This is a genomic window from Streptomyces sp. NBC_01304, from assembly GCF_035975855.1.
In the GTDB taxonomy this organism is placed as follows: domain Bacteria; phylum Actinomycetota; class Actinomycetes; order Streptomycetales; family Streptomycetaceae; genus Streptomyces.
The window spans coordinates 606299-628568 of the sequence record NZ_CP109055.1 but is presented as its reverse complement, the minus strand read 5'-3'; the positions used below and the strand labels follow the sequence as shown (position 1 = coordinate 628568).

Below are 22270 nucleotides of genomic sequence, written 5' to 3'. Positions count from 1 at the left end.
CGCCCTGGCTGATCGACGACCGTTGCGTCCGGTCGCCGGTGCGGCGGGCGAGCCCCGTCCAACTGGTTCCGGGTGGTCAACTTGCCCTGAATCTGCGGAAGGTGCCCCTCGTGCTCGTGAGGCATCTGATCGGAGTGGGTATCGGACTCAGGGTGATCCGCTGGGTCAGTCTGCAGCGACCGGGCATGTCCGGGTGGACATGCTCCGACGGCGTCGGCCGCCTAAGCGCCTGCCCCTTCCCGCGAGCGGCCACTTTCGGACTCGGCACATACAGGTCCTACGTAGATCACCATGAGGTCGTTCCCGGCACACGGCGCCCCCGCATCCATGGGCCCTCCCGGGTTCCAACCCGACCGTGTTGGTGGTGAGTCGAGAGGCCGCCTTGGACCTCGAAAGGGCAGTCGCGTACGGTACGAATTCGCGTACGCGACGAGCCACGGGGGCCTAGTCGCAGCGGCGCGGCACGGGGAGACGTGCGGGGATGGGCTATGTGCTGCCTGGTTGGCTGGACGAGATACTCGACTTCATCGGGATCAACTTCCCGAATGTAGACGAGGACGACTACCGCGAGATGGCAGACGCGATGCGTGAGCTCGCGGACGCCTTCGACGGCCACTCGGCCGAGGCGCAGGCCGCGGTGAGCCGGCTGTTGTCCTCCAGTGAGGGCTGGGCCGTCGACGCCCTGCAGGACCACTGGGGCAAGGTCAAAGCCTCCCATCTGGACCAACTCCCCGACGTCGCGCGGCAGTTCGCGAACGCCATGGACGTGGTCGCGGACATCATCTACGGCATGAAGATCAAGGCCGAGGTCGAGCTCGGCGTGCTGGCTGCCTCGGTCGGCGTCTCGATGGGCCTGGCCTTCGTCACCGGCGGTCTGTCGGCCCTGATCGGTGCGGCGGAGATCGCTGCGATGCGGGAGGTGGTCCGCCGTCTGGTGAAGGAGGCCGCCGAACAGATCGTCGACCAGGTGATCTCCATGGTCACCGAGCCGGTCGCCGCCAAGCTGGAGGAAATGGTCTCGGACGCCGTCTTGGACTTGGCAAACGATGCCATCCAGCCGGCGACCGGTGGCGCGGCCGCCATGCAGCTCAACTCGGCAAGCGGCTCCTCCGGAGGCGGGCCGGGCGGCGGCACCGGCACGATGCGCATCGACCACGCCGAGTACGAAAAGGGCGCCGGCGATATGGGCCGCCTCAGCGAACGCTCCCTGAAGAACCTCACCGGCCCTCTGGACCGCGCCCACAACGCGCACGGCCGGGCCCGTGGCAAGGACGCCCTGACCGCTCCCATCGACGGCATCGTCGACGGCGCGGCCAAAGCCTTCAAGAAGACCGTCACGGCTGTCATCAAGCACAACGGCGAGACCGTCCCGAAGAACATGCGGGACACCTCGGAGAACCACAAGCGCAACGAGCGCGGTGTCGCCGACGACCTCGACAAGATCATGAAGGGGCGCGACGGGACGGCACCAGGCGGCCCGAATCAGGGTGGGCCCAACTCACCTGGCGGCCGCGGCGGCACCGGAGGAGCGGCCGGCAGCAAGCCTGATCTGCTCAACAAGGCACTGAACGACCCACGTCGACACGGCGTCGACCTCAACAAGCGACGGTGTGAGACGGACCCGGTGGATGTAGCCACCGGGCAAATGGTGCTGCCGCAGACCGACATTCGCCTCCCCGGCGTACTGCCCCTGGTCCTCAAGCGCACCCACCTCTCGGACTACACCTTCGGCACGTGGTTCGGACGTTCCTGGGCCTCTACCTTGGACGAGCGCATCGAGGTCGACGTACGAAACAGAGCCGTCTGGGCACGCGAGGACGGCACCCTGCTGGTCTACGACCGACTGCCCACCCCCCAGCAGCCCGTGGTGCTGCCCCTGGAAGGCCCGGGTATACCCCTGCGGCGCACGAGCGAGTTCGGCGCTCAGGAGATGGAGTTCGCCACCACCGATCCTCACACCGGTGTGACCCGCTACTTCGCTCGCCCTCATGGAACGGGCTGGCAGCTTTGGCTGATCGCGATCGAGGACCGCAACGGCAACCAGATCGACATTCATCGTGATGGCAACGGCATGCCCATGACGGTGACGCACAGTGGCGGATACGAGCTTCGTCTCACGAGCGACCGCGAGCTGATGCGCGTCACGGAGCTGGCTCTGCGTACCCAGGACGGCCCCGACGAGGCCGTGACGGTGATGACCTACGCGCACGACGTAGGGACTGGAGATCTGACCGAGGTCACCAACTCCTCCGGCCTACCACTGCGGTTCACCTACGACACAGAAGGACGGATCAGCTCCTGGTCCGACCGCAACGGCTCCGCCTTCCACTACACCTACGACGCCGCCGGCCGCGTGATCGCGACGGTCGGCCCGGACGGATATCTCTCCTCCACGTTTGACTACGACGCCGAGCGTCACATCACGCGCTTCACCAACTCACTGGGTGCCACCACCACCTATCAGTTCAACAGCCGCCTCCAAGTCATCGCGGAATCAGACCCGCTGGGACGCACGACGCAGCAGTCACATGACGCGCGTGACCGGCTGCTCAGTCGCACCGATGCGCTCGGCCGGACCACGACGTGGACCCGGGACGAGCACGGCAATCTGCTCTCGGTACACCGGCCGGACGACTCGATCACCACGGCTGCCTACAACGAGCTGAACCGCCGGGTCGAAGTCGTCGAGGCGGATGGATCGACCTGGCGCTACTCCTACGACCACCGCGGCAACCGTTCCGCGTCGGTGGACCCGGCCCAGGCAGTCACCCAGTTCACGCATGACGAGGCCGGACGTCTCACGGCGGTCACCGATCCGCTCGGCCACACCGACGTCATCACGTGTGATGCCGCGGGCCTGCCCGTGGCCACCACGAACCGACTGGGTGCTGTCACCCACTACGCGCGGGACGCCTTCGGTCGTCCTGTCTCCATCACCGATCCGCTCGGGGCAACCACCTACCTGGAGTGGACCGTGGAGGGCCTGCCGGCCCGCCGGATCGAACCCGACGGCAGTACCGAGTCATGGACGTACGACGGCGAGGGCAACTGCACCAGTCATACGGACGCCACAGGTTCGGTCAGTCAGTTCGAGTACACGCACTTCGACCTCATGAGTTCGCGCACAGGCCCGGACGGCGCACGTCTGGAATTCGAGCACGACACCGAGCTGCGACTGTGCAAGGTTGTCAATCCGCTGGGAATGACCTGGAACTACGAGTACGACGCCGCCGGCAACATCGTCGGCGAGACCGATTTCGACGACCGCACGCGCACCTATGCGTATGACGCGGCCAACCAGCTGACCGGCCGGACCATGCCGTCCGGTGACACGATCCGCCTCGAGCGCGACCTGCTGGGCCGTATCGCGACGAAGGACGCCGCCGGAGCGCTCACCACCTACACATACGACAGGAAGGGCGCCCTCGTACGGGCGGCAGGGCCGAACTCCGTTCTCGCCATGGAGCGCGACAGTGTTGGCCGCATCCTCTCGGAGTCGGTCAACGGCCGAGTACTGACGCGCACCTATGACGCGCTGGGCCAACGCACCGGACGCACCACGCCCACAGGGGTATCCAGCACGTGGACACTGGACGCGGCCGGTCGCCGCACACAGCTGACCACCTCGGGCCACACCGTGTCGTTCGCTCACGACGACGCAGGCCGTGAGCTCAGCCGTCACATCGGCGAACACCTCAACCTGGCCTACTCCTATGACGAGTTGGGGCGCACGACCTCCCAGCACGTCGCCGGTCAAGACGGTCAGGCACTCCAGCACCGCACCTACGGCTATCGAGCCGATGGACTTCTTTCCTCGGTGGACGACCATCTCAACGGCTCGCAGCAATTCGACCTCGATGCGGCAGGCCGGGTCACGGCCGTCCACGCGCGCGGCTGGACCGAGTCCTACGCATACGACGACGCCGGAAACCAGATCCAGGCGACTTGGCCCTCCAAGCTGCCGGGCCTTGAAGCCCATGGGGCCCGCGTCTACACCGGAACCCGGATTCAAAGCGCCGGCAACATGCGCTACGAACACGACGCAGCCGGCCGCGTCACCCTGCGCCAGAAGTCACGCCTGTCCCGCAAGCCAGACACCTGGCGATACACCTGGGACCCCGAGGACCGGCTCACCTCTGTCATCACGCCAGACGGCACCGTCTGGCGCTACCACTACGACCCGATGGGCCGCCGGACAGCGAAACAACGTCTCGCGGCAGACGGAGAATCAGTGGTCGAGCAGGTGGACTTCACCTGGGACGGAAACACCCTGTGCGAACAGACCACACGCGCCCTCGACAACCCCCAGGCCGTCACCCTCACGTGGGACCACCGCGGCCTGCATCCCCTGGCCCAGACGGAACGCAAGACAGCGAATGATCTTTCCCAAGAGGTCGTCGATGAACGCTTCTACGCGATCGTCACCGACCTGATCGGGACACCTACCGAGCTTGTGGACACAAACGGTCGCATTGCCTGGCGCTCCCGCAATGCACTATGGGGTGCCACCGCTTGGAACCGTGGCGCCACCGCTTACACGCCACTCCGTTTCCCCGGCCAGTACTTCGATCCGGAGACGGGCCTCAACTACAACTACTTTCGCCACTACGACCCGGAAACGGCTCGCTACCTCTCCCAAGATCCGCTCGGGCTTCGACCGGCTCCGAACCCCGCAGCGTATGTGCCCAACCCCCACACTTGGGCCGACCCCCTTGGGCTGGCACCCACCGACGACTGTCCTCCAGAGGGGCAGCGCGGCTCCCTTGAAGAGAAGAAAGCCCAAGCGCTGAGGGATGCAGGGGTTGAGGGAGTTGAACCATTCGATATGAACGACCAAGTTCCGGCTACTGGTCCGGAGTACGCAGGCAGCAAGCAGTTGATGCGGAATCATGAGCCCGTGGTCTACCGCGAAGAGTGGTATGAGAACCCGGAAACCGGCGATATCGTGGTGTTCCAGGATCACTGGTTCGGGCATCGAGAGCCAGGCACCCCTGGGCATCAACCGGCACATATCCATGTGCGACCGTACGACAACACACGCAACGGCCAGATCCCGGGATGTGAGCCACATTACTATTACGACCCTGAATAAGTACCTCAGGAACCCTGAGATCCTTGAGGCTTTCCGCACCCCCATCCCGCCGATTGACACAGTGAGGCTGCGTTCGGTCAACCTGAACTGGCGGGGGCCGAGCCTTATTTTGCGCATCGACCTCCCGCTGGATGTCGAGGGTGCCTCGACTCCAGAGCGGCCAGGATCCGATGTTATCCAGTGCCAATTGCAATTCTTGGCCGTGGCAGACCTCTCCCTGACGGATTGGAAGCCTCCCGTGTTTTCCGCGTTCACGGTTAACCCCGAGCCTGACCAGAGGATCCATGTCGTAGCGTCGGGCAGCGAGGTGCATCTCGAATTCTCCGCCAGTAACTCGGTCTTGGTGGGGCATGAAAGCAGTTTTCAGCCCGGAGCTGACGGGTCCGACGAAGGGCCACATTCGTTCCTGCGCAGGCTCGACGCAAAGCTGCGCGATTCCATCCCTAACGTCAGTGAGAAGAACTTCTATGGCAGAGTCTAATTGGGTCGACCTACTCGATTCGCCCGGAGATCTGGCGAACTTGTATGGCCTCCCGCCCTCACTCGACTCGGCTGACCTGTTCTACGTGCACATTGATGAACGGGGCAGGTCTGTCACTCTGGGGTTCGATACGCGAGAGCTGCCTTCGCCCCTACCGCCGGACTGGGCGTCGAAGGGGCTCAACTCGATCGAGTTCTACCTCACCTTCAATGACGTTGCAGGATTGCTGGTTAGAGGGTGGGAGGCTCCGGGAGTGAAGATGGTCAGTCTGATGCCATCGGGCGGCTGGGGAATCGTCGTAAGCGCAACAAGCGAAGGGTCTCGCATGGAGTTTTCGGCGTCATCGGCGACGGTATCCGGACTGCGGGCCTACCTCTGCTAGTGCAAGGAGGTTGGGGCGAGCTTGCCTGCAAGGGTTGCGCGGAGTCTGCCCCCAACCTGCCTCACATCTGACCAGGCTTCTTGCGTGGTCGTTTCAGCCGTCCGTGTCGCTCTGGCCTAGTCGCCCCCGTGATAGTGGCAGGGCGAGATCTGGAGCAGGGCACCGCGGCGCGGGGCGTGGATCATTTTGCCGTTACCGATGTACAGGCCGACATGGTGGATGTTGCCGGGGGAGCCGTAGAACATCAGGTCGCCAGGCCGGAGTTGCTGTCCCCACGGCACGCGCGGCCCAGCGCGGTACTGCTCCTGTGCGATGCGGGGCAGTGTGATGATGCCCGCCGCCGCCCCACAGGTAGGGCAGGCCCAACTGGCCCCGGGCGTAGGCGATCGCCTTCAGCGGTGCCAGCGCAGAGCCGGCCTGTGCTGCTACAAGCGGTTCGTCCGCCTCACCACATAGGACACGGACTTAGTCGGGAGAGCGGCCGGCATTCACAGGCCGCCGGCTCAAACCGTTCCTGCAGGAATCTGCACTGTTGTCGAATCGAGTCAGTGCCTGCCCTTGAGCTCGAAATCCGGCGTCATCGAAGCGCCCGTGAATCCCTTCGGGTATGTCCGGGGTTTCGTTGGCCAAACGATCCGGCATCACCCTAACGGCGCAAGAGTCGACGGTTGCTGGAGAGCCTGACATCCGTTCCACGTGCGACGGGTCGTGAGCTTGAGGGCGGGCTCGCCGTGCCCCTCAGAGCGGGCCGTTGCAACCAGCGGATGCCGGAATGATCAAGATCGGTGGTGGGTCGTTCGTGGACGCCGGGTTTGGGGAAGATCTTTGGACTCCGACTGCCGACGAGTGAGCGTCCGGCACGACGCGGGTGCATCAGTCCCACCACCTTCAACTCGCCGATACACACCGCTCAGTGACGGGTGGAGGCCGCCTGTGCCGACGCGTGCAGCAGCAAGTCGCGCAGTGCCGTGGCCGTGTCCGACGGCTCGGTGGAGGTGAGGGCGACCTGGTCGGCGGTGGTCGAAGGGCCGGTGAGCGGGATGACGCGCAGGCCGGGTGGCGGTTGGTCGAGGGCGGATTCGACGGTGATGCCGATACCCGTTCCCGCGGCCACATGGGCGGCGATGGCGTGCACGCTGTCGGCGGTTCGGATGATGCGCAGGTCGGCTCCGCCGATGTGGAAGGCGGACAGGAGACGGTCGCAGAGGCCACTGTTGATCTGATGGGGCCACGTGAGCAGGCCGGTGGTGGACAGCTCGGAGGCGCTCAACTCGCTGTGATCGGCGAGCGGATGGGCCTCGGGCACGAGCGCCATGAACCTCTCGGAGGACAGCACCCGAGCGCGTACGCCGGTGACGCCGCCGGTCGCCCAGCCGATGCCGAGGCCGATCGTCTGTGCCCGCAGGGCGGTCACCTGGGCCGTGGTCGGCATGGCCTCCGGCACGATCGTCACGCTGGGAAAACGCTCGCGCAGCTGCGGCAGGCAGCGCAACAGCAGCGGGAGCGCGGTGTATTCGGCGTGGGCGACGACGAGGGTGGTGTCGGCCCTGTCGCCGGCGGCGAGGGCGCGTCCGCGCTGCTGGAAGTGGCGCAACTGGGTCAGGGTGGCGTGGGCGTCGGGCAGCAGCGCTTCGCCGAGATCGGTCAGTGACACCCGGCGGCTGGTGCGGTGGAACAGCCGTCCGCCCAGGGTGCTCTCCAGCCGCCTGACGGCATCGCTGACGGTGGGCTGCCCCCGATGCAGGCGCGCGGCGGCGCGACCGAAGTGCAGCTCCTCGGCGACCGCGACGAATGCTTCCAATTCCATCCTGTCCACGGGCCCAGGCTAACCCGATCGATCGGTGTCACCGATCGCTGGGTGCCGAAGTTCGGCGTTGATGCCGTGCCGTACACAGGCTGTGATGGGTGGGCAAGCAGGGCTTTCCCCACTACCGGAAGTAGCGAAGAGCACATGACAGTCAATGACGTTGCCCGTGAGCAGAATGCGCCGACGGCCACGGTGACGGTGGTCTACCACTCGGTGCACGGGCACACCCGGGCCCTGGCCGAGCATCTCGCCGACGGGGCGCGGCTGGTGCCGGGCGCCCGGGTGCATCTCGTCGAGATCCGGCCCGAGGACGTCGTCGCGGGCCGTTGGCACGACGCGGAAGTGCTGGCGCTGCTCGAGCGCTCCGATGCGATCGTCTTCGGCTCCCCGACGCTGATGGGCAGCGTGTCGGCAGTCTTCAAGGCGTTCATGGAGGCGGCGTTCACGCCGTTCGTCACGCAGGCGTGGAAGGACAAGCTGGCCGGCGCGTTCACCATGTCCGCCTCGCAGAGCGGCGACAAGCTGGCGGTCCTGGAGCAACTGGCGGTCTTCGGCGCGCAGATGGGCATGCAGTGGATCGGCGTGGGCGACATGCCGGGCAACAACTGGAGCGGTGGCACCCGCGACGACGTGAACCGGCTGGGCTCGTGGCTGGGGCTGATGAGCCAGAGCCACGCCGACCTGGGGTCGGAGCAGGCCGGATCGCGCGGCGACATGATCACCGCGGAGCGGTACGGCGAGCGGATCGCCCGGCTGACGCAGCGGTGGGTCAACGCAGTGCCGTACGAGACCTCTCGGATGACCGAGCACGAGGCCCGGGCCCTGTCGGCCTCCCTCAGGGAGCCGGACGGCGCACCGGCAGCGCTGACCGGCGCCTGACCTGACCGGTTGCCCGGCATCCGCATCGGCGTCCAGTCCGGGCAAGCCGGTGTCGTGGTGGGAGACGGTGCGCTCTGCCGTCCCGGACCGGTCCACACACGTGGCTGTCCACCAGAGCGAGGTCAGCGCGAGGTCAGCGCGAAGGCGAGCAGCGCCGTCGTGGTGAAGTCCAGGGCCGGCTCCACGGTCTGCCAGGCGCCCACATGGTCCACGTAGCGGGCTCCCTGTCCGTCGAACTCGCTCCAGGCGCCGGACGGCGGGGCGGCCGAGCACTTCTTCATGTCCGAGAAGCCGTTCAACTCCTCCAGCTTGGAAGCCTCGTTGGGGCCGTTGACCACGGCGCCGCGCAGGATGGAGCCCTTGCCGTCGAGGCTGCCCTTGAGGTTGGCCACCTGGTGCTCCGGGCAGTGCGGGTAGACCTCTCCCGCGCCGATCATGAAGCTGGTGCCCCAGGCATTGGCGCCCAGCGCCCAGCCCCGCTGCTGCGCCGCGAACGCCGCGTAGCGGGTGTCCCCGGTGGCCTCGCCGTAGAGCCGCGCGGTCGCCACCAGGCCGAAGGTGTGCGGGACGGCGTCGAAGTCGTCGTAGACCGCGCCGGCACGGAAGGGATCGTCGGAGGCGCGACTGACGCCGTCTTCCAGCTGGCGCCGCAGGTCCGCGTGCAGGTCTTCGGCCCCGACCTCCTGTGCATCGCTCTCGCCCAGGATTTCGGCGAGGTCGGCGTGGGCCAGCGCGCTCACATCGGCCACACCCAGGGTTCCCTGGACGTCGGAGTCCAGATAGGCCTTTGCCCAGCCGGCCGCCTCCTCGGTCCAGTCGCCCTCCCGGTCGTCTTCCAACAGCTGCGCTGCCAGGGCCAGTTCGGTGGCGCCGAACTCCATGTCGTCCTGCCAGGAGTCCTCGGGATAGAAGGCGCCCGGGAAGGCGGTGACCAGCTTGCCGGGTTCGGTGTCGGCCTGTGCGTAGACAGCCGCGGCCTTGCCCAGCCAGGCCCGGGCCGCCTCGGGATCCTCCTCGGCGGCCCGCTGCGCGGCGAGGGCGAAGACCGCGGCCGTACGGCCCGCCAGGTTGGGGCTGATCGCCTCGCCCGGTGCGGCCGCCCGGAAGACCGGCCGGTGCTTGATCGTGTAGTCGGGGTCGCCGGGTGAGACGTCGAGCTTGTCGTCGGCCTCCGGCAGCCGCCACACGTCGTGATCCGTGCGCACCCCTTCGTTGCCCGCGCCGATGCCGACCTGCGCGTAAAGGGTCCTGTTGTCCTGGTCCCACATCTTGTCCAGCCAGTCCAGGCCGTGGTCGGCCTCGGCGGACAGCTCCTCCACGTCGGGCAACTCCCGCTGGGCCAGAAGCAGTTCGGCCACCGAGTAGGACGTGGTGTGGGTGAACTTGAGGAAGTCCCCGGCGTCGAACCAGCCGCCGGATACATCCACCTGGTCACCGGTTTCTGCCAGTTGCTCGTCGAGCAGCTCCGTTCCGTCCTTGTTGTACCGGGGTTGCGCGTAGACGGTGGCCTCCCGGTCGGCCAGGTGGGACGGTTTGCGCCCCAGGACGTCGGGCAGTACGTCGGCTCCGTCGCGCTGGGCCTGCAGGAAGCGGACGTTGTCCCGGACGAGCGGGGTCATCAGGTCCCGGGCGCCGGCGACCTTGAAGGCGGGGGAGTGCCCGGTGGCGGTACCGGTCACCTCGACGCGGTACGTACCGGGAGTGTTCACCTTGGACAGGTCCGCGGTACGCACCGACTGGTACTTGCCGTTCCACTTCCCGGTGGAGGCGCCGAGCTTCCCGGTCGCCACCGTCTTGCCCTTGGTGTCGACGACCTTGAAGCGGGCTCCGGTGAGGGCTGCCTCGGACCCCATGACGAAGGCCTTCTTGGTCTCACCGCGCACATAGCCGACCTGATCGACACGGACCACTGCCCGGTCCGAAGCTCCGGGTTCGGGTTCCCGGCCGAGCAGTGGCACGACGATCAACAGCGCGCCCAGTCCCGCAGCGGCGGTGACGAGCAGACCGGAGGTGTGGAGGCGTTTCATGCCCCTACGGTGCCGGAGCCTTCATGAGATGACGATGAGGACGGTGAGCCGGGACGGACCGGCAGCCGCAGTTCGGCGAGCAGTCCGCCGCCGGGTGCGTCCGTGAGGCGGGCCGAGCCGCCGTGCAGCTCGGCAACCCAGCGGACGATGGCGAGCCCCGTTCCCGTACCCAAAGAGCCTTCGGTGACGCCACGGGAGAAGACCCGCTCCCGGTCTGCGACCGGCACGCCCGGCCCGTGATCGCGAACGGTGACGAGGCCCGGTGCGACGGTGACTTCCACCGGCGAGTCGGCAGGGCCGCCGTACCGTTGGGCGTTCTCCACCAGGTTCAGCACGGCCTGCGCCAGCAGATCGGGATCGCCCAGGACCACCACGGGCTCGGTGCGTACCCGCACGCGATCGTGGTCCGGCAGCTCGGCCACGGTCGTCTCCACCAGCTGATCGAGGCGCAGCGCGAGCAGCTCGGGCCGCTGCCCGCCCGCTTCCATCCGGGCCCTGGCGAGCAGCCCGGTGACCAGTCTGCTCAGCCGGTCCACCAGCCGTACGGCCTCGCCGGGTGAGCTCCCCGCTTCCACCGCCAGCCGCAACGTGGTCAGCGGGGTGCGCAGCTCGTGCGCCGCCTCGGCCAGGAACTGTTCCTGCTGGGCCAGCGCGACGACGGCCGGCCGCATGGCCCGCCCGGAGAGCAGATGGCCGACGGCCGCCGCACAGCACACCAGGGCCGCGCAGCCGAGCGCCAGCCAGCGGACAAGGAGCGCATGATCGCGCTCACTGCGGGCCAGCCCCGTGCCGACCAGCACGGCGGCCCCGATCCGGTCGTCGTCCCAGACCGGTGCCGCTGCCCAGCGCAATTGCCGGCCGCTCCGCGAGTCAGCGCTGAACACGACGGTCTCCTGCTCGGCCAGCACGTCGGCCCACACCCGGCCGAGCTCGCCGCCGTCGGGCAGCGCGGAACGGGCTGGAACAGCGGTCCGTACCAGCGGCGCCTTCCCCGGACCGACCTGCAGGACGGCCAACACCTGCGCACCCTGGGCGAGTTCATCCTCCTCAAGCGGCTCCAGGTGCAGCACCCCGGCATCGAACCAGACGGACCGGGCAAGACCGGCGGCCCGGCTGCTGACCTCGTGGTCGAGACCGGAGCTACGGGAGCCCGCGTCGATGCGTACCGCGATCGTGGCCAGCACGAGCAGACAGGCCGCGGTCGTCGCGGCGAACAGCAGCGTCATCAGCCGACGGGTGCGCCGCAGGCGGGCCACGGCGGGGGACGCGGGCGCAGCACGACGAAGGCGTCTCACCTTCGGTCCTCGGCAGCCGGGCCGTGGTCGCCGTCGCCGAGGCGATAGCCGACGCCCCGCACCGCCCCGATCAAGTCCGGTGGCCCCAGCCTGCGTCGGAGCTGCCGGATCAGGACATCCACGACGTTGGACATCGGCTCGCTCACCTCGTCCCAGCAGTGCTCGATCAGCTCGCTGCGGGTCACCACTTCTCCGGCGCGCATCATCAGCACCTCGAGAACCGCGTACTCCTTGGCCGTCAGGCTGAGCAGTACCCCGTCGCGCGATACGCGGCGCCGCGGCAGATCGACCTCCAGGTCACCCACCCGCAGCACCGGCAGCCGGGCGGGCTGTCCCCGGCGGCACAACGCGCGCACTCGCACGACCAGTTCGGCGAAGGCGAACGGCTTGACGACGTAGTCGTCGGCCCCGTGCTCGAACCCCGCCACGCGATCGCTCACCGCATCCATCGCGGTCAGCAGAAGAAAGGGCAGTGCCGACCCCGCCCGCCGGCACTCGGCCAGCCAGCTGACCGCATCGCCGTCCGGAACCGTCCGATCGGCCACGACACAGTCGTAGGCGTTGACGGAGACCTTCAGATCGGCCTCGGCCAGCGTCCGCACCAGGTCCACCGCGAACCCCGCCCCGCGCAGCCGATCGGCGACGGCGGGCCCCAGCTCGGGGTCGTCCTCCAAGACCAATACGCGCATGAGACCGGAGCCTAGCCGCTGATTTGGCCGGGATTGCCCGCCTCGCGTGGTCGATGACCTGCTCGGTGATCCGGCAGGCGTCGTCGACAACGATGCGTGTACGTTGCTGGGTCCTTGCTGGATCGGGCCTCGGCATCGGGCTGTTGGGGGGGCAACGTCAAGGGGCGCACGTCGGCGTTGACGAAGCTTCCGCGCCTGCCCGAAAGGTGCCTGGGCCGCAGGCCGTCAGGCGTCCCTCTCCATCGTCGGTCGCAGGCGTTCAAGGAGGGCGTAGAGCGTCGTGCTCTCGGCTTCGTCCAGGGCATCGAGGGCGCCGTGCGTCCCCTGCATCTCCTCGCGCACGCGGCGGATGATCTCGCGGCCCGAGTCGGTGGCGACGACGTTCTTGACGCGGCGGTCCGCGGCGTCGGCTTCACGGCGGACCAGCTCGCGGGCCTCCAGGCGGTCCACGATCCCGGTGACGTTGGAGGCGTCACACGCCAGCAGCGCGGCAAGGCCGCGCATCGGCCGAGGGCGATCGAGCTGGGCGAGGACCTTGGCCTGCGTGGAGGTGAGGCCGTGGTGTGCGGCGGCCGCCGCGAAATCGCGCCACTGGGCGGTGCCGATGGCGGCGAGCAGCTCCAGGAGCTGGAGCTTGGAGGGGGCCTGTGGGGTGGTGGCGCTCATGGCTACAGCCTACTCAAGTTGCTTCACATCATCAATTGTTTACTTGACGACCTTAACTATTGACGTCTACCGTCTACGAAAGTACTTGATGTCATCAAACATCTACGATCTGAAGCACTGAGAAGGTCCCGCCAGCCATGAGTCACGCCGCGCCCGCCCCCGCCACCGGGCAACGGAACGAGACGGTCATCGTCTTCGCCCTGAGCCTCGCCGCCATGGTCGTATCGATGATGCAGACCCTGCCCGTGCCGATCCTGGGTCTGATCCAGAGGGATCTCGGCACCTCGACCGCCAACGTCAGCTGGGTGACCACCGCCACCCTGCTGTCCGCCGCCGTCTTCACCCCCCTCCTCGGCCGCTTCGGCGACCAGCACGGCAAGAAGCCCACCCTGGTGGCCGTCCTCGGCGTCATGGTCGTGGGCTCCGTCATCGCCGCCCTCGCAAGCTCGCTGCCGCTGCTGATCGTGGGCCGGGTGCTCCAGGGCGCCGCCACCGCGATCTTCCCGCTGGCCCTTTCCGTCCTGCGGGAAGAGGTCCGGCCGCAGAAGCTGCCCGGCGCCATGGCCCTGGTCAGCGGCACGCTCGCGTTCGGCAGCGGCCTCGCGCTGGTCGCCACCGGTCTGCTCACCTCGGGCGCCGGCGCCGACTACCGCAACGCCTTCTGGATGGCGACCGGCTTCGCGGTCCTCGCCCTGCTCGCCGTCGTCTTCCTGGTCCCCGCGACCCGCCACAAGACCGGCGGCCGCACCGACTTCCTCGGCGCGCTGACCCTCGGCATCGCCCTGCTGCTGCTCCTGCTCCCCATCTCCCAGGGCCACGAGTGGGGTTGGGCCTCCGGTCGTACGCTGGGCAGCTTCGCCGGCGCGGCCGTCATGACCGCCGTCTGGGTGCTGGTCGAACGCAAGGTCCGCGAGCCGCTCGTCGACATGCGGATGTTCGTCCACCGCCCGGTTCTCATGGCCAACCTGGCCGGCATCCTCGTCGGCTTCGGCATGTTCGCGAACTTCCTCGGCGTCTCCTACCTCGTGCAGATGCCGAAGGCGCTCACCGGTTTCGGCTTCGACGCCTCCATCCTGCGCGCGTCCGTCCAGTTCCTGTTGCCCGGCGCGATCGTCTCCCTGCTCGCCTCGCCCGTCGGCGGTCAGCTCGTCCGCCACCGCGGCCCCCGGTTCGTGCTCGGCATGGCCGCGGCTTTCGGAGCCGTCGGCTTCGGCTGGCTGGCCGTCGACCACGCCCACACCGCCTCGGTGATCGGTGCCGGCCTCGTCGTCGGCGCGGCCGTCAGCTTCGGCTACGCGGCCATGCCCGCCGTGATCATGGCGAGCGTCCCGCACCACCAAAGCGGCATCGCCAACGGCATCAACTCGATCTCCCGCTCCACCGGGAGCGCGATCGGCAGCGCCATCGTCACCACGATCCTGGCGTCCAAGACCATCGAGCACCTTCCGGCGGGCGCTCCGCCGCTGCCCGCCGAATCCGGGTTCACCCTCACCTTCGGCATCGGGGCCGTCGCCTTCGCGCTGGTGGCAGTGATCGGCTGGCTCGGCCTGCGCGGTCAGCACGGCCCCCGGGTCGTCACGGCCGGCAAGGACGGCGCGGGCGCCGCGACAACGCCGGCCGTGGACAGCCCCGTTGCCGACCCCGCCGAGAAGTCCGCGGTCTGAGTCGGCCCCGACCGGGTTGCACCACCTGACGCGGGACGCCAACCGCTTCCTGCCCGTGCCGGCCGTGCCGGCCGTGCCGGCCGCCGAGGGCCGCGGCACGGCCTGCCCCCACACATTCCCTCCACGCCTTCACTGCGCACCACACGTACCTATGACCGGTACTCACAAGGAGCACCTCATGACCGTCACCACGTCCTCCGCCTCCCGTGCGGCCGAGATCCTGTCCCGGCCCATCGCGCTGAACGGTCTGACCGTCCCGAACCGCATCGCGATGGCGCCGATGACGCGCATGTTCTCCCCGGGCGGTGTCCCCGGTGCGGACGTGCAGTCGTACTACGCCCGTCGTGCCGCCGCCGGCGTGGGGCTGATCGTCACCGAGGGGACCTACATCGGTCACGAGTCGGCCGGGCAGAGCGACCGTGTCCCGCGGTTCCACGGTGAGGAGCAGCTGGCGGGGTGGGCGAAGGTCGCCGAGTCCGTGCACGCGGCGGGCGGCACCATCGTGCCGCAGCTGTGGCACATCGGCATGGTGCGCGAGCAGGGCCAACCGCCCTTTGCCGACGCGCCCGCCGTCGGCCCCTCCGGCATCCGCGTCGACGGCACCGAGAACGCCGGCAAGGCGATGACCTGGCGCGACCTGGACGACGTCATCGGTGCCTTCGCCGAGGCCGCCGCAGCCGCCGAGCGCATCGGCTTCGACGGCGTCGAACTGCACGGCGCGCACGGCTACTTGCTCGACCAGTTCCTGTGGGCGGGGACGAACCGCCGTACCGACGCCTACGGCGGCGACCCCGTGGCCCGCACGAAGTTCGCGGCCGAGATCGTGGCCGCGGTCCGCGCGACCGTTTCCCCCGACTTCCCGGTGATCTTCCGCTACTCGCAGTGGAAGCAGGAAGCCTACGACGCACGGCTCGCCGAGACCCCCGAGGAGCTGGAAGCGATCCTGACCCCGCTCGCCACGGCCGGCGTCGACGCCTTCCACGCCTCCACCCGCCGCTACTGGCTCCCGGAGTTCGAAGACTCGGACCTGAACCTGGCCGGCTGGACCAAGAAGCTCACCGGCAAGCCCACCATCACCGTCGGTTCGGTCGGCCTCGACGGTGACTTCATCCGCGCCTTCGCGGGCGAGGGCGCCGCGCTCGGCAGCATCGACAACCTCCTGGACCGCATGGAGCGCGACGAGTTCGACCTGGTCGCCGTCGGCCGCGCCCTGCTCCAGGACCCGCAGTGGGCGGCGAAGGTACTGGGGGACCGGGTCGAGGAGATCAAGCCGTACGACGCGGCGGCGCTCAAGACGCTGAGCTGATGCCCTGACCGGGAAGGTTCACCGGATTGCGGATTTCGCGGCGTCAGCCGGCCAACACCACATGGAGCGACGGGTGATTGTGCGTTCCAGCCGGGATGAAACAGGGGCGGTGCGGGGGTTGGGTGTGGCGACAGGGCGGTCGAGTGATCGCCGTGTGGCCACCGAAAGGCAACCTCATGCCCCTGCTGCACCTCGGCATTTCCCTTCAGCCGCGCTGGCCGCTCGACGACGGAGCCGGCGTGCTCCGCGCCGCACGCCACGCCGAAGAACTGGGCTTCGATCACGTCGCGGTCGGCAACCGCCTCCTGGACAGCGGTTTCGGCCTCGACACGGACCCGCTTGTCCTGCTGTCGGCCGTCGCAGGGGCGACGACGCGTCTGCGACTGCTGACGTCCGTACTCGTCGCTCCGTACTATCCCGCGCTGGTGCTCGCCAACCAGGCGGCCACCCTGGACGTCGTGTCCGGCGGCCGCCTGGTCCTGGGCGTCGGGACCGGCTGGAACCCTGAGGAGTTCGCCGCCGTCGGCGTACCCGCCCGTGAACGCGGTGCACGAACCGACGACCACCTCGCCGCCGCCAAGGCCCTGTGGACCGGAGGACCCGCAGACTTCGACGGGCCGTTCACGACACTGCACGAGGCTCGCTTGGGAGTGCCTCCGGTCACCGCCGGCGGTCCGCCCGTGTGGGTCGGCGGCCACAGCGACGCCGCCCTGCGCCGTGTGCTGCGGTTCGGCGACGGCTGGTACGGCACCGGCGCCGACGCCGCGGAGGTCAGCGACGTCCGGCGCCGCCTGCATGACCTCGCCGGCGACGCGGGGAACGCCGACCGCCTGACGCTCGCCTCAGCCGCGTTCCTCACACCGCCCGGTATCCCCGCGGTGGTTCCGCCACCGGGACGACCACTCGGCGGTGCCGCGCCCACCGCAGCGAGCGTCGCCGACGACCTCATACGGCTCGCCGAGGCAGGGCTTACCGATTGCACCCTGTGGCTGCCGGTCGCGGCTGAGCACGTCGGAAAGGCCATGGAATGGGTCGCAGCCGAGGTCGCCCCGCGACTCACCTGATGTCGTGGGTGGGGAGGCCGCCGGATTGATCAAGCTGCCGCGTCGCGGGGGCGTCCGTGCGCTGGAAGGTGACGCCACGACGGCGAGGATGCGGCGCAGGGCCTCGCGGCCTGGTGAGCGGCCGGCCGAGCCAAGAACACCCGACGCATGACCGTGGGCAGCACGGATGCCCCACGGGCAGCGTTACGTCGCCTCGGTGTCGAGCGGCAGAGTGAGGGTGGCGCGTGCTCCGCCCCCTGGGGGGTTGGTGAAGGCCAGGCGAGCCTGGATGAGGTGGGCATGGCCGGTGGCGATGGCCAGGCCCAGGCCGCTGCCCTTGCCACGTTCGGGGGTGCCGGTGCGGAAGGGGCGAGGGCCTTGCGTGAGCAGGTCGGCGGGGTAGCCGGGGCCGTGGTCCTGGATCGTGAGGGTGCCGTGGTCGAGGGTCAGGGTGACGGGCGCGGCGCCGTGCCGGTGGGCGTTGGCCAGGAGGTTGGCGACGATGCGCTCCAGGCGCCGTGGCTCGGTCAGCACCGTGGAGTCGTCAACGACCCGTAGGTCCGCCGGAAGCCCGGTGGAGGCGACCACCCGCTGCAGCAGTTCGGTGAGGTGGTGCGGCTCCAGGGCGGCGGCGTCGACGTCCGCGTCGAGGCGGGAGACCTCAAGGAGGTCCTCGATGAGATCGCACAAGGCCTCGACCCGGTCACGTACCAGATCCGCTTCATGGGACTCGGGGAGGATCTCGGCGGCGGCGAGCAACCCCGCGGCGGGGGTGCGCAGTTCGTGCGTGACGTCGGCGGCGAAGCGCTGCTCGGCGCGCAGCCGGTGCTGCAGGGCCGCGGCCATCTGGTCGACGGACGCGGCGAGTTCGGTGATCTCGTCGGCGCCGCGGACCTCGCCGATACGGGCGTCGAGATGGCCGTCGGCGATCCGGCGTGCGGTGCGCGAGACCCGGCGCAGACGCCCGCTCAGCGGCTTGGCGAGGAGCAGGCCGGCCAGCGAGACGGCTGCGGCGGTGCCGGCGGCCAGGACGGTGATGCTGCGATTGAAGCGCTGGTCGGCCCGGCGTTCCAGGCGGTAGTTGCTGCGTACGGACAAGGTCTGCTCACCCATGCCCGCGGCCGCCCACAACTGCGGTCCCTCGAAGCCGTCGGCCAATTGGGTCGCCACGCGTCCGCCCGCGATGCGCCGGGCCAACTCCGGTGGCAGATCGGGGGCGTTGAGTGCGACGCCGTCACCGGTGACGCTGGATGTCTCGCCATAGACGGTGAGGGCGCGATCGAGGCGTCCCAGCACGATGGTGCGGTTGAGGTCCAGGCGCTGGTCGGCGGAGGTGGCGCTGACCAGTAGGCCGAGGGAGCCGGTCAGCAGGCAGGAGCCCGCCGCGATCAGTGCGGCGATCCGCAGGGGCAGACCGCTGAATCCCGCGGACCTCTTGCCGGCTTCCTGCTGCCGCCTGCCCATGACGCGAGGTGCGGGACCTGTGTGCACGACTCGCTCAGCCGACGATCTTGTAGCCGAAGCCGCGGACCGTCACGAGCCGCTCGGCGCCGATCTTGGCGCGCAGCCGCTGGACATGGACGTCCACGACCCGGGTGTCGCCGCCCCAGGCGTAGTCCCAGACCTCCTGCAGGAGCTTCTCGCGGCTGAAGACGACGCCGGGCGACGAGGTGAGCTCGATCAGGAGCCGCAGCTCGGTCGGGGTGACCGCGAGGAGTGCGCCCGCGACGCGTACCTCCATGGTGTCGGTGTTCAGCTCCAGTTCGCCGACCGTGCGGACATTGCGTGCCACGGGCGCGGGTTCCGGTTCGGCGGGCGGCGCGGGGTGCAAGGTGGTGCGGCGCATCAGGGCGCGCAGGCGGGCGGCCAGGACATTGGCACGGAACGGCTTGGTGACGTAGTCGTCGGCGCCCGCCTCCAGCCCGGCGATCACATCGATGTCGTCGCCGCGCGCGGAGATCATCAGCACCGGGACGGTGCTGTTCGCGCGGATCGAACGGGTCAGGCTGACCCCGTCGAGCTCCGGCAGCATCACATCGGTGACGACGGCCTCCGGCTGCTCGCTGCGGAAGGCGTGCAGTGCGCTCGCGCCGTCCGCGCACGCGGTCACGTCGAAGCCGAGGCGGGTCAGGGAGACCGTGGTCGCCTCGCGGATCACGTCGTCGTCCTCGACCACCAGGATGCGGGGCCGGGGACCGGAACCGGCGGGGGCGCCGGGGGTGCCTGGGGGAGTCATGACGTCTTCGTGGTCGAGGGTGAAGGAGCAGGAGGAGTGGTGGCGAGAGCGGGGCCGGTGACGGTGGAGGCCACATCGAGGATGCCGATCTCGGGCGCCCAGTGGTAACGCGTGGTCATCACTTGGTCCACGTTGTTGCTCCAGCCTTGTGGGACGGTCTGGCGGATGACGAGGTCGCGGCCCTGGAGGTCCACTTGGGAGTCCTCTTCCACGGCGAGCCCGAGGATCTGGTAGACCCGGCCCTCGTTCACCCGGTAGGCATACAGCTGGCTGCCGAGCCCCAGGTCGCCCTCGTCACCGGACCGGAACCGGGGATCGAGATCGATGAGCATCATCAGCTCCGGCCGCCCGTCGCCGGTCAGATCGCGCAGGACGGGCGGTCGCATCCCGCACCCCGACTTCGGCTTGCAGCGCGCCGCGGACTGTTGCAGCTCCGCGGTCATGCCCGGGTCCTTGGCGGCCACGGCCTTGGCGTCGAGGCTCTTCGCGTCGGCGTCCGCGCGCAGCTTCAGGCCGGGCAACGGCTCGGGCCTCTCGGGGGGAGCCGGTGATTCGGGCCCCTCGGGTGAGGCTGTGGGGCGTACGGTCCACAGCGGCTCCGGCACCGAGGGCGGGCTGAGCGCCCGGCCCGCGTCCACCACGGCCGAGGTGTCGGCGCAGCCCGACAGCGTGAGCACGCCGAACGCCAAGGCCACGGCGAGGGGCCATCTGGCCATGAACTTCTCCCTGTCCGTTTCGGCGAGCCGAAGGTCGATCCGTCGGGCTGCGCGGGCCCAGGGCCATGGTCGGCCCGTGGGCGTGGCATCGCGATCGGGCGCGGCGCCCGGCCTACATCTCCTCGCCGCCGTTGTTGGCACGCTCCACCGCCGCCTCACCCTTGGCGGTCCAGGCCCCGCCCGGGGCGATGTAGCCCTTGTCCAGCCAGCGCTTGAACTGCTGCAGCGAGATGACCGGGTCATCCGCGTACTCGATCTTGTTCGGGTTGAACCAGCCGGTCTTCTGGAGCCGGGTCAGTTCCTTCGAGGCGGCGCCCGGGTCCTTGGTCATCCGGACCTGCGGCTTGCCGGACTGCGCCGGGGGCTTGGTCCCGGTCGTGGCCGGCGCGGACTGCGAGGCGGCGGGCTTGCCCGGCTTCCAGGGGGTCGCGCTCGGCGTGCCCGGAGCAGAGCTCTGCTCCGGGACGGGGGCGGACGGGGAGGCGGCCGGCGCGGACGGGCGTCCGGCGTCGGTCTGCGCCTTGTCCGCGCCGCAGGCGGTCAGGCCCAGGGCGGCCAGTGCGATGGACGCGCCGGCGACGGCGGTGCGGAAGGTGGTGGTGCGCATCGAGATGATTCCTTGCGGTACGGGAACGGGAACGGGATCGGGGCAGAAACAGCGACGGCGACGAGGACGGGACTACTTGGCCATGCCGGACCCGTAGTGCACGACCGTCCACTCCTGGACGATGCCGCCGGACTTGGTCAGGGTGATCTTGAGGCCGGTCTTCAGGACCAGCGAGCGGCGGTCGACGGAATCGAGCTCGCCGACGAGGTTGCCCTTCTTGTCGGTGAGTTGGGCGAAGTGGAAGTCGTCACCCGGGCTCTTGGCGACCTCCGCCTTGCCGCCGTCCCACAGCTTGTGGACCTTGAACTGCCACTGGCCGGCCTCGCACCGGGAAGGCGCGGCAGCCGGGCCGGAGGCTGCCGTCGCGACTCCGGCGAGGGCCGGGGCGAGAAGTGCCGAGCCCGCCAGAGCGGCGATGGCGGTCGAGCGGATGAGACTGCGGGTGGAGACCATGAGGGTTCCTTCGTTCTCGGCAGGTGAGCCGCCGAAGTGCGGCGACGGGAGAGAACGTAGGAGACCGACCGCGCGGCCATTCGGCCGTTGTGTAACGGAAACCGCTCAGCAGCCACCCAAAAACCGCTCACGGCCGGCCGCCGGTCGCCGGGCCTCTGCCGCCGTCGTCGCGGGTGCGGGCCTCGTCGTCGAGCCGGGCGAAACGCTCGAAGATCCGCTCGCGGTCCTCGGGCGGGAGGCCCGGCCCCGGCCCGTCGTCGCTCACTTCCAGGCGTACGTCACTTTCGTCGGCGGTGACGCGGACCGGGACGGCGGTGGCCGCGTGGCGTCGGGCGTTCGCGACGAGGTTGGCCGGCAATCGGGCCAGGTGGCCGGGGTCCCCCAAGACAGGCGCGCCCATCAGGGGCGTCGATGGCCAACTGCGGTACTGTGCCCGGCTGTTCGGGCAATGCGCGGACGAGCGGGCCGCGACCTGCGGCCAGTCCGTCGGCGGGAAGCGCAACTCATCGTCGTTTGCCTGGGAGCGCCCGGCGCGGGACATAATTACGGGCCGAGGCTCATCTCGGCCAGGGTGCGCCCGGAGATGAGCCTCGGCCGGCAGTGCCGCTCAATTCAGTGCAGGACCTTCAGGCCCACCACGCAGCCGACGATCCCGGCGAGCATCAGCAGCTTCATGACCGAGACGGTCTCGCCGTCGAAGAGCATCGCGTACGTCACCGTGAGTACGGCTCCGATGCCCACCCACACCGCGTACCCGGTGCCTACGGGCAGTGTGCGCAGGGCGTAGGCGAGGCCTGCCATGCTCAGGATGAGGCCGGCGCCGAAGATCACGCTGGGAAGAACCCGGGAGAAGCCTTCGGACTTGCCGAGGGCGGTGGCCCATACGGCCTCGAGCATCCCGGAGATGATGAGAACGATCCATGCCAT

At 69.1% G+C, this 22270-nt stretch carries 20 protein-coding genes; 7 read left to right on the top strand and 13 right to left on the bottom strand.

Annotated elements, in window-relative coordinates:
* Window positions 1-481: 481 nt before the first annotated feature.
* From OG430_RS02745 to OG430_RS49415, 3 genes are read left to right on the top strand one after another with little or no spacing between them, the layout of a single operon-like run.
* On the top strand, window positions 482-5092 hold the full coding sequence (locus OG430_RS02745) for a DUF6531 domain-containing protein (protein WP_327350744.1): 4611 nt from the start codon (window positions 482-484) through the stop codon (window positions 5090-5092).
* Window positions 5016-5573: an Imm50 family immunity protein gene (locus OG430_RS49420; RefSeq protein WP_442816431.1), complete on the top strand. Its 558-nt coding sequence runs from the start codon at window positions 5016-5018 to the stop codon at window positions 5571-5573. Before OG430_RS02745 ends, OG430_RS49420 begins: the two co-directional genes overlap by 77 nt.
* Window positions 5560-5955: an Imm50 family immunity protein gene (locus OG430_RS49415; protein WP_442816430.1), complete on the top strand. Its 396-nt coding sequence runs from the start codon at window positions 5560-5562 to the stop codon at window positions 5953-5955. The genes OG430_RS49420 and OG430_RS49415 overlap by 14 nt, the downstream gene beginning before the upstream one ends.
* Before the next feature lie 116 nt (window positions 5956-6071).
* Here OG430_RS49415 and OG430_RS49410 read toward each other — a convergent pair whose 3' ends face one another.
* Window positions 6072-6278 (bottom strand): C40 family peptidase, encoded by a 207-nt coding sequence (locus OG430_RS49410; protein WP_442816684.1) that lies wholly within the window; start codon window positions 6276-6278, stop codon window positions 6072-6074.
* A 587-nt stretch (window positions 6279-6865) separates the two neighbouring features.
* Window positions 6866-7762: a LysR family transcriptional regulator gene (locus tag OG430_RS02740; RefSeq protein ID WP_327358946.1), complete on the bottom strand. Its 897-nt coding sequence runs from the start codon at window positions 7760-7762 to the stop codon at window positions 6866-6868.
* 144 nt (window positions 7763-7906) lie between these two features.
* Here OG430_RS02740 and OG430_RS02735 point away from each other — a divergent pair, with 144 nt between their 5' ends.
* Complete coding sequence (locus OG430_RS02735; RefSeq protein ID WP_327350743.1) at window positions 7907-8641, top strand: flavodoxin family protein; 735 nt, start codon at window positions 7907-7909, stop codon at window positions 8639-8641.
* A gap of 122 nt (window positions 8642-8763) precedes the next feature.
* Here OG430_RS02735 and OG430_RS02730 read toward each other — a convergent pair whose 3' ends face one another.
* The 4 genes from OG430_RS02730 to OG430_RS02715 form a co-directional block, all read right to left on the bottom strand.
* Window positions 8764-10668, bottom strand: a complete 1905-nt coding sequence (locus tag OG430_RS02730; RefSeq protein WP_327350742.1) for a glycoside hydrolase family 9 protein — start codon at window positions 10666-10668, stop codon at window positions 8764-8766.
* Window positions 10665-11963: a sensor histidine kinase gene (locus OG430_RS02725; RefSeq protein WP_327350741.1), complete on the bottom strand. Its 1299-nt coding sequence runs from the start codon at window positions 11961-11963 to the stop codon at window positions 10665-10667. Before OG430_RS02725 ends, OG430_RS02730 begins: the two co-directional genes overlap by 4 nt.
* Window positions 11960-12652, bottom strand: coding sequence for a response regulator transcription factor (locus OG430_RS02720; RefSeq protein ID WP_327350740.1), 693 nt, complete (start codon window positions 12650-12652; stop codon window positions 11960-11962). Before OG430_RS02720 ends, OG430_RS02725 begins: the two co-directional genes overlap by 4 nt.
* A gap of 225 nt (window positions 12653-12877) precedes the next feature.
* Complete coding sequence (locus tag OG430_RS02715; RefSeq protein ID WP_327350739.1) at window positions 12878-13318, bottom strand: MarR family winged helix-turn-helix transcriptional regulator; 441 nt, start codon at window positions 13316-13318, stop codon at window positions 12878-12880.
* A gap of 137 nt (window positions 13319-13455) precedes the next feature.
* Here OG430_RS02715 and OG430_RS02710 point away from each other — a divergent pair, with 137 nt between their 5' ends.
* The 3 genes from OG430_RS02710 (at window position 13456) to OG430_RS02700 (ending at window position 17352) form a co-directional block, all read left to right on the top strand.
* The gene (locus OG430_RS02710; RefSeq protein ID WP_327350738.1) at window positions 13456-14982 is read left to right on the top strand and encodes an MFS transporter; all 1527 of its coding nucleotides are present in this window, start codon (window positions 13456-13458) and stop codon (window positions 14980-14982) included.
* A 178-nt stretch (window positions 14983-15160) separates the two neighbouring features.
* Window positions 15161-16288, top strand: a complete 1128-nt coding sequence (locus OG430_RS02705; protein ID WP_327350737.1) for an NADH:flavin oxidoreductase — start codon at window positions 15161-15163, stop codon at window positions 16286-16288.
* 176 nt (window positions 16289-16464) lie between these two features.
* Complete coding sequence (locus tag OG430_RS02700) at window positions 16465-17352, top strand: TIGR03619 family F420-dependent LLM class oxidoreductase (protein WP_327350736.1); 888 nt, start codon at window positions 16465-16467, stop codon at window positions 17350-17352.
* A gap of 183 nt (window positions 17353-17535) precedes the next feature.
* Here OG430_RS02700 and OG430_RS02695 read toward each other — a convergent pair whose 3' ends face one another.
* From OG430_RS02695 to OG430_RS02665, 7 genes are all read right to left on the bottom strand, one after another.
* Complete coding sequence (locus tag OG430_RS02695; RefSeq protein WP_327350735.1) at window positions 17536-18795, bottom strand: HAMP domain-containing sensor histidine kinase; 1260 nt, start codon at window positions 18793-18795, stop codon at window positions 17536-17538.
* A gap of 34 nt (window positions 18796-18829) precedes the next feature.
* Complete coding sequence (locus OG430_RS02690) at window positions 18830-19567, bottom strand: response regulator transcription factor (protein ID WP_327350734.1); 738 nt, start codon at window positions 19565-19567, stop codon at window positions 18830-18832.
* Window positions 19564-20283 (bottom strand): hypothetical protein, encoded by a 720-nt coding sequence (locus OG430_RS02685; RefSeq protein WP_327350733.1) that lies wholly within the window; start codon window positions 20281-20283, stop codon window positions 19564-19566. The genes OG430_RS02690 and OG430_RS02685 overlap by 4 nt, the downstream gene beginning before the upstream one ends.
* Window positions 20284-20395: 112 nt before the next feature.
* Window positions 20396-20890 (bottom strand): hypothetical protein, encoded by a 495-nt coding sequence (locus tag OG430_RS02680; protein WP_327350732.1) that lies wholly within the window; start codon window positions 20888-20890, stop codon window positions 20396-20398.
* A gap of 72 nt (window positions 20891-20962) precedes the next feature.
* Entirely contained in the window at window positions 20963-21343 is a 381-nt protein-coding gene (locus OG430_RS02675) for a hypothetical protein (RefSeq protein ID WP_327350731.1), read from the bottom strand.
* Window positions 21344-21470: 127 nt separating this feature from the next.
* A complete protein-coding gene (locus OG430_RS02670; protein WP_327350730.1) occupies window positions 21471-21743 on the bottom strand; it encodes an ATP-binding protein in 273 nt (90 codons plus the stop codon).
* Between the two features lie 212 nt (window positions 21744-21955).
* Window positions 21956-22270 (bottom strand): DMT family transporter, encoded by a 315-nt coding sequence (locus tag OG430_RS02665; RefSeq protein ID WP_327350729.1) that lies wholly within the window; start codon window positions 22268-22270, stop codon window positions 21956-21958.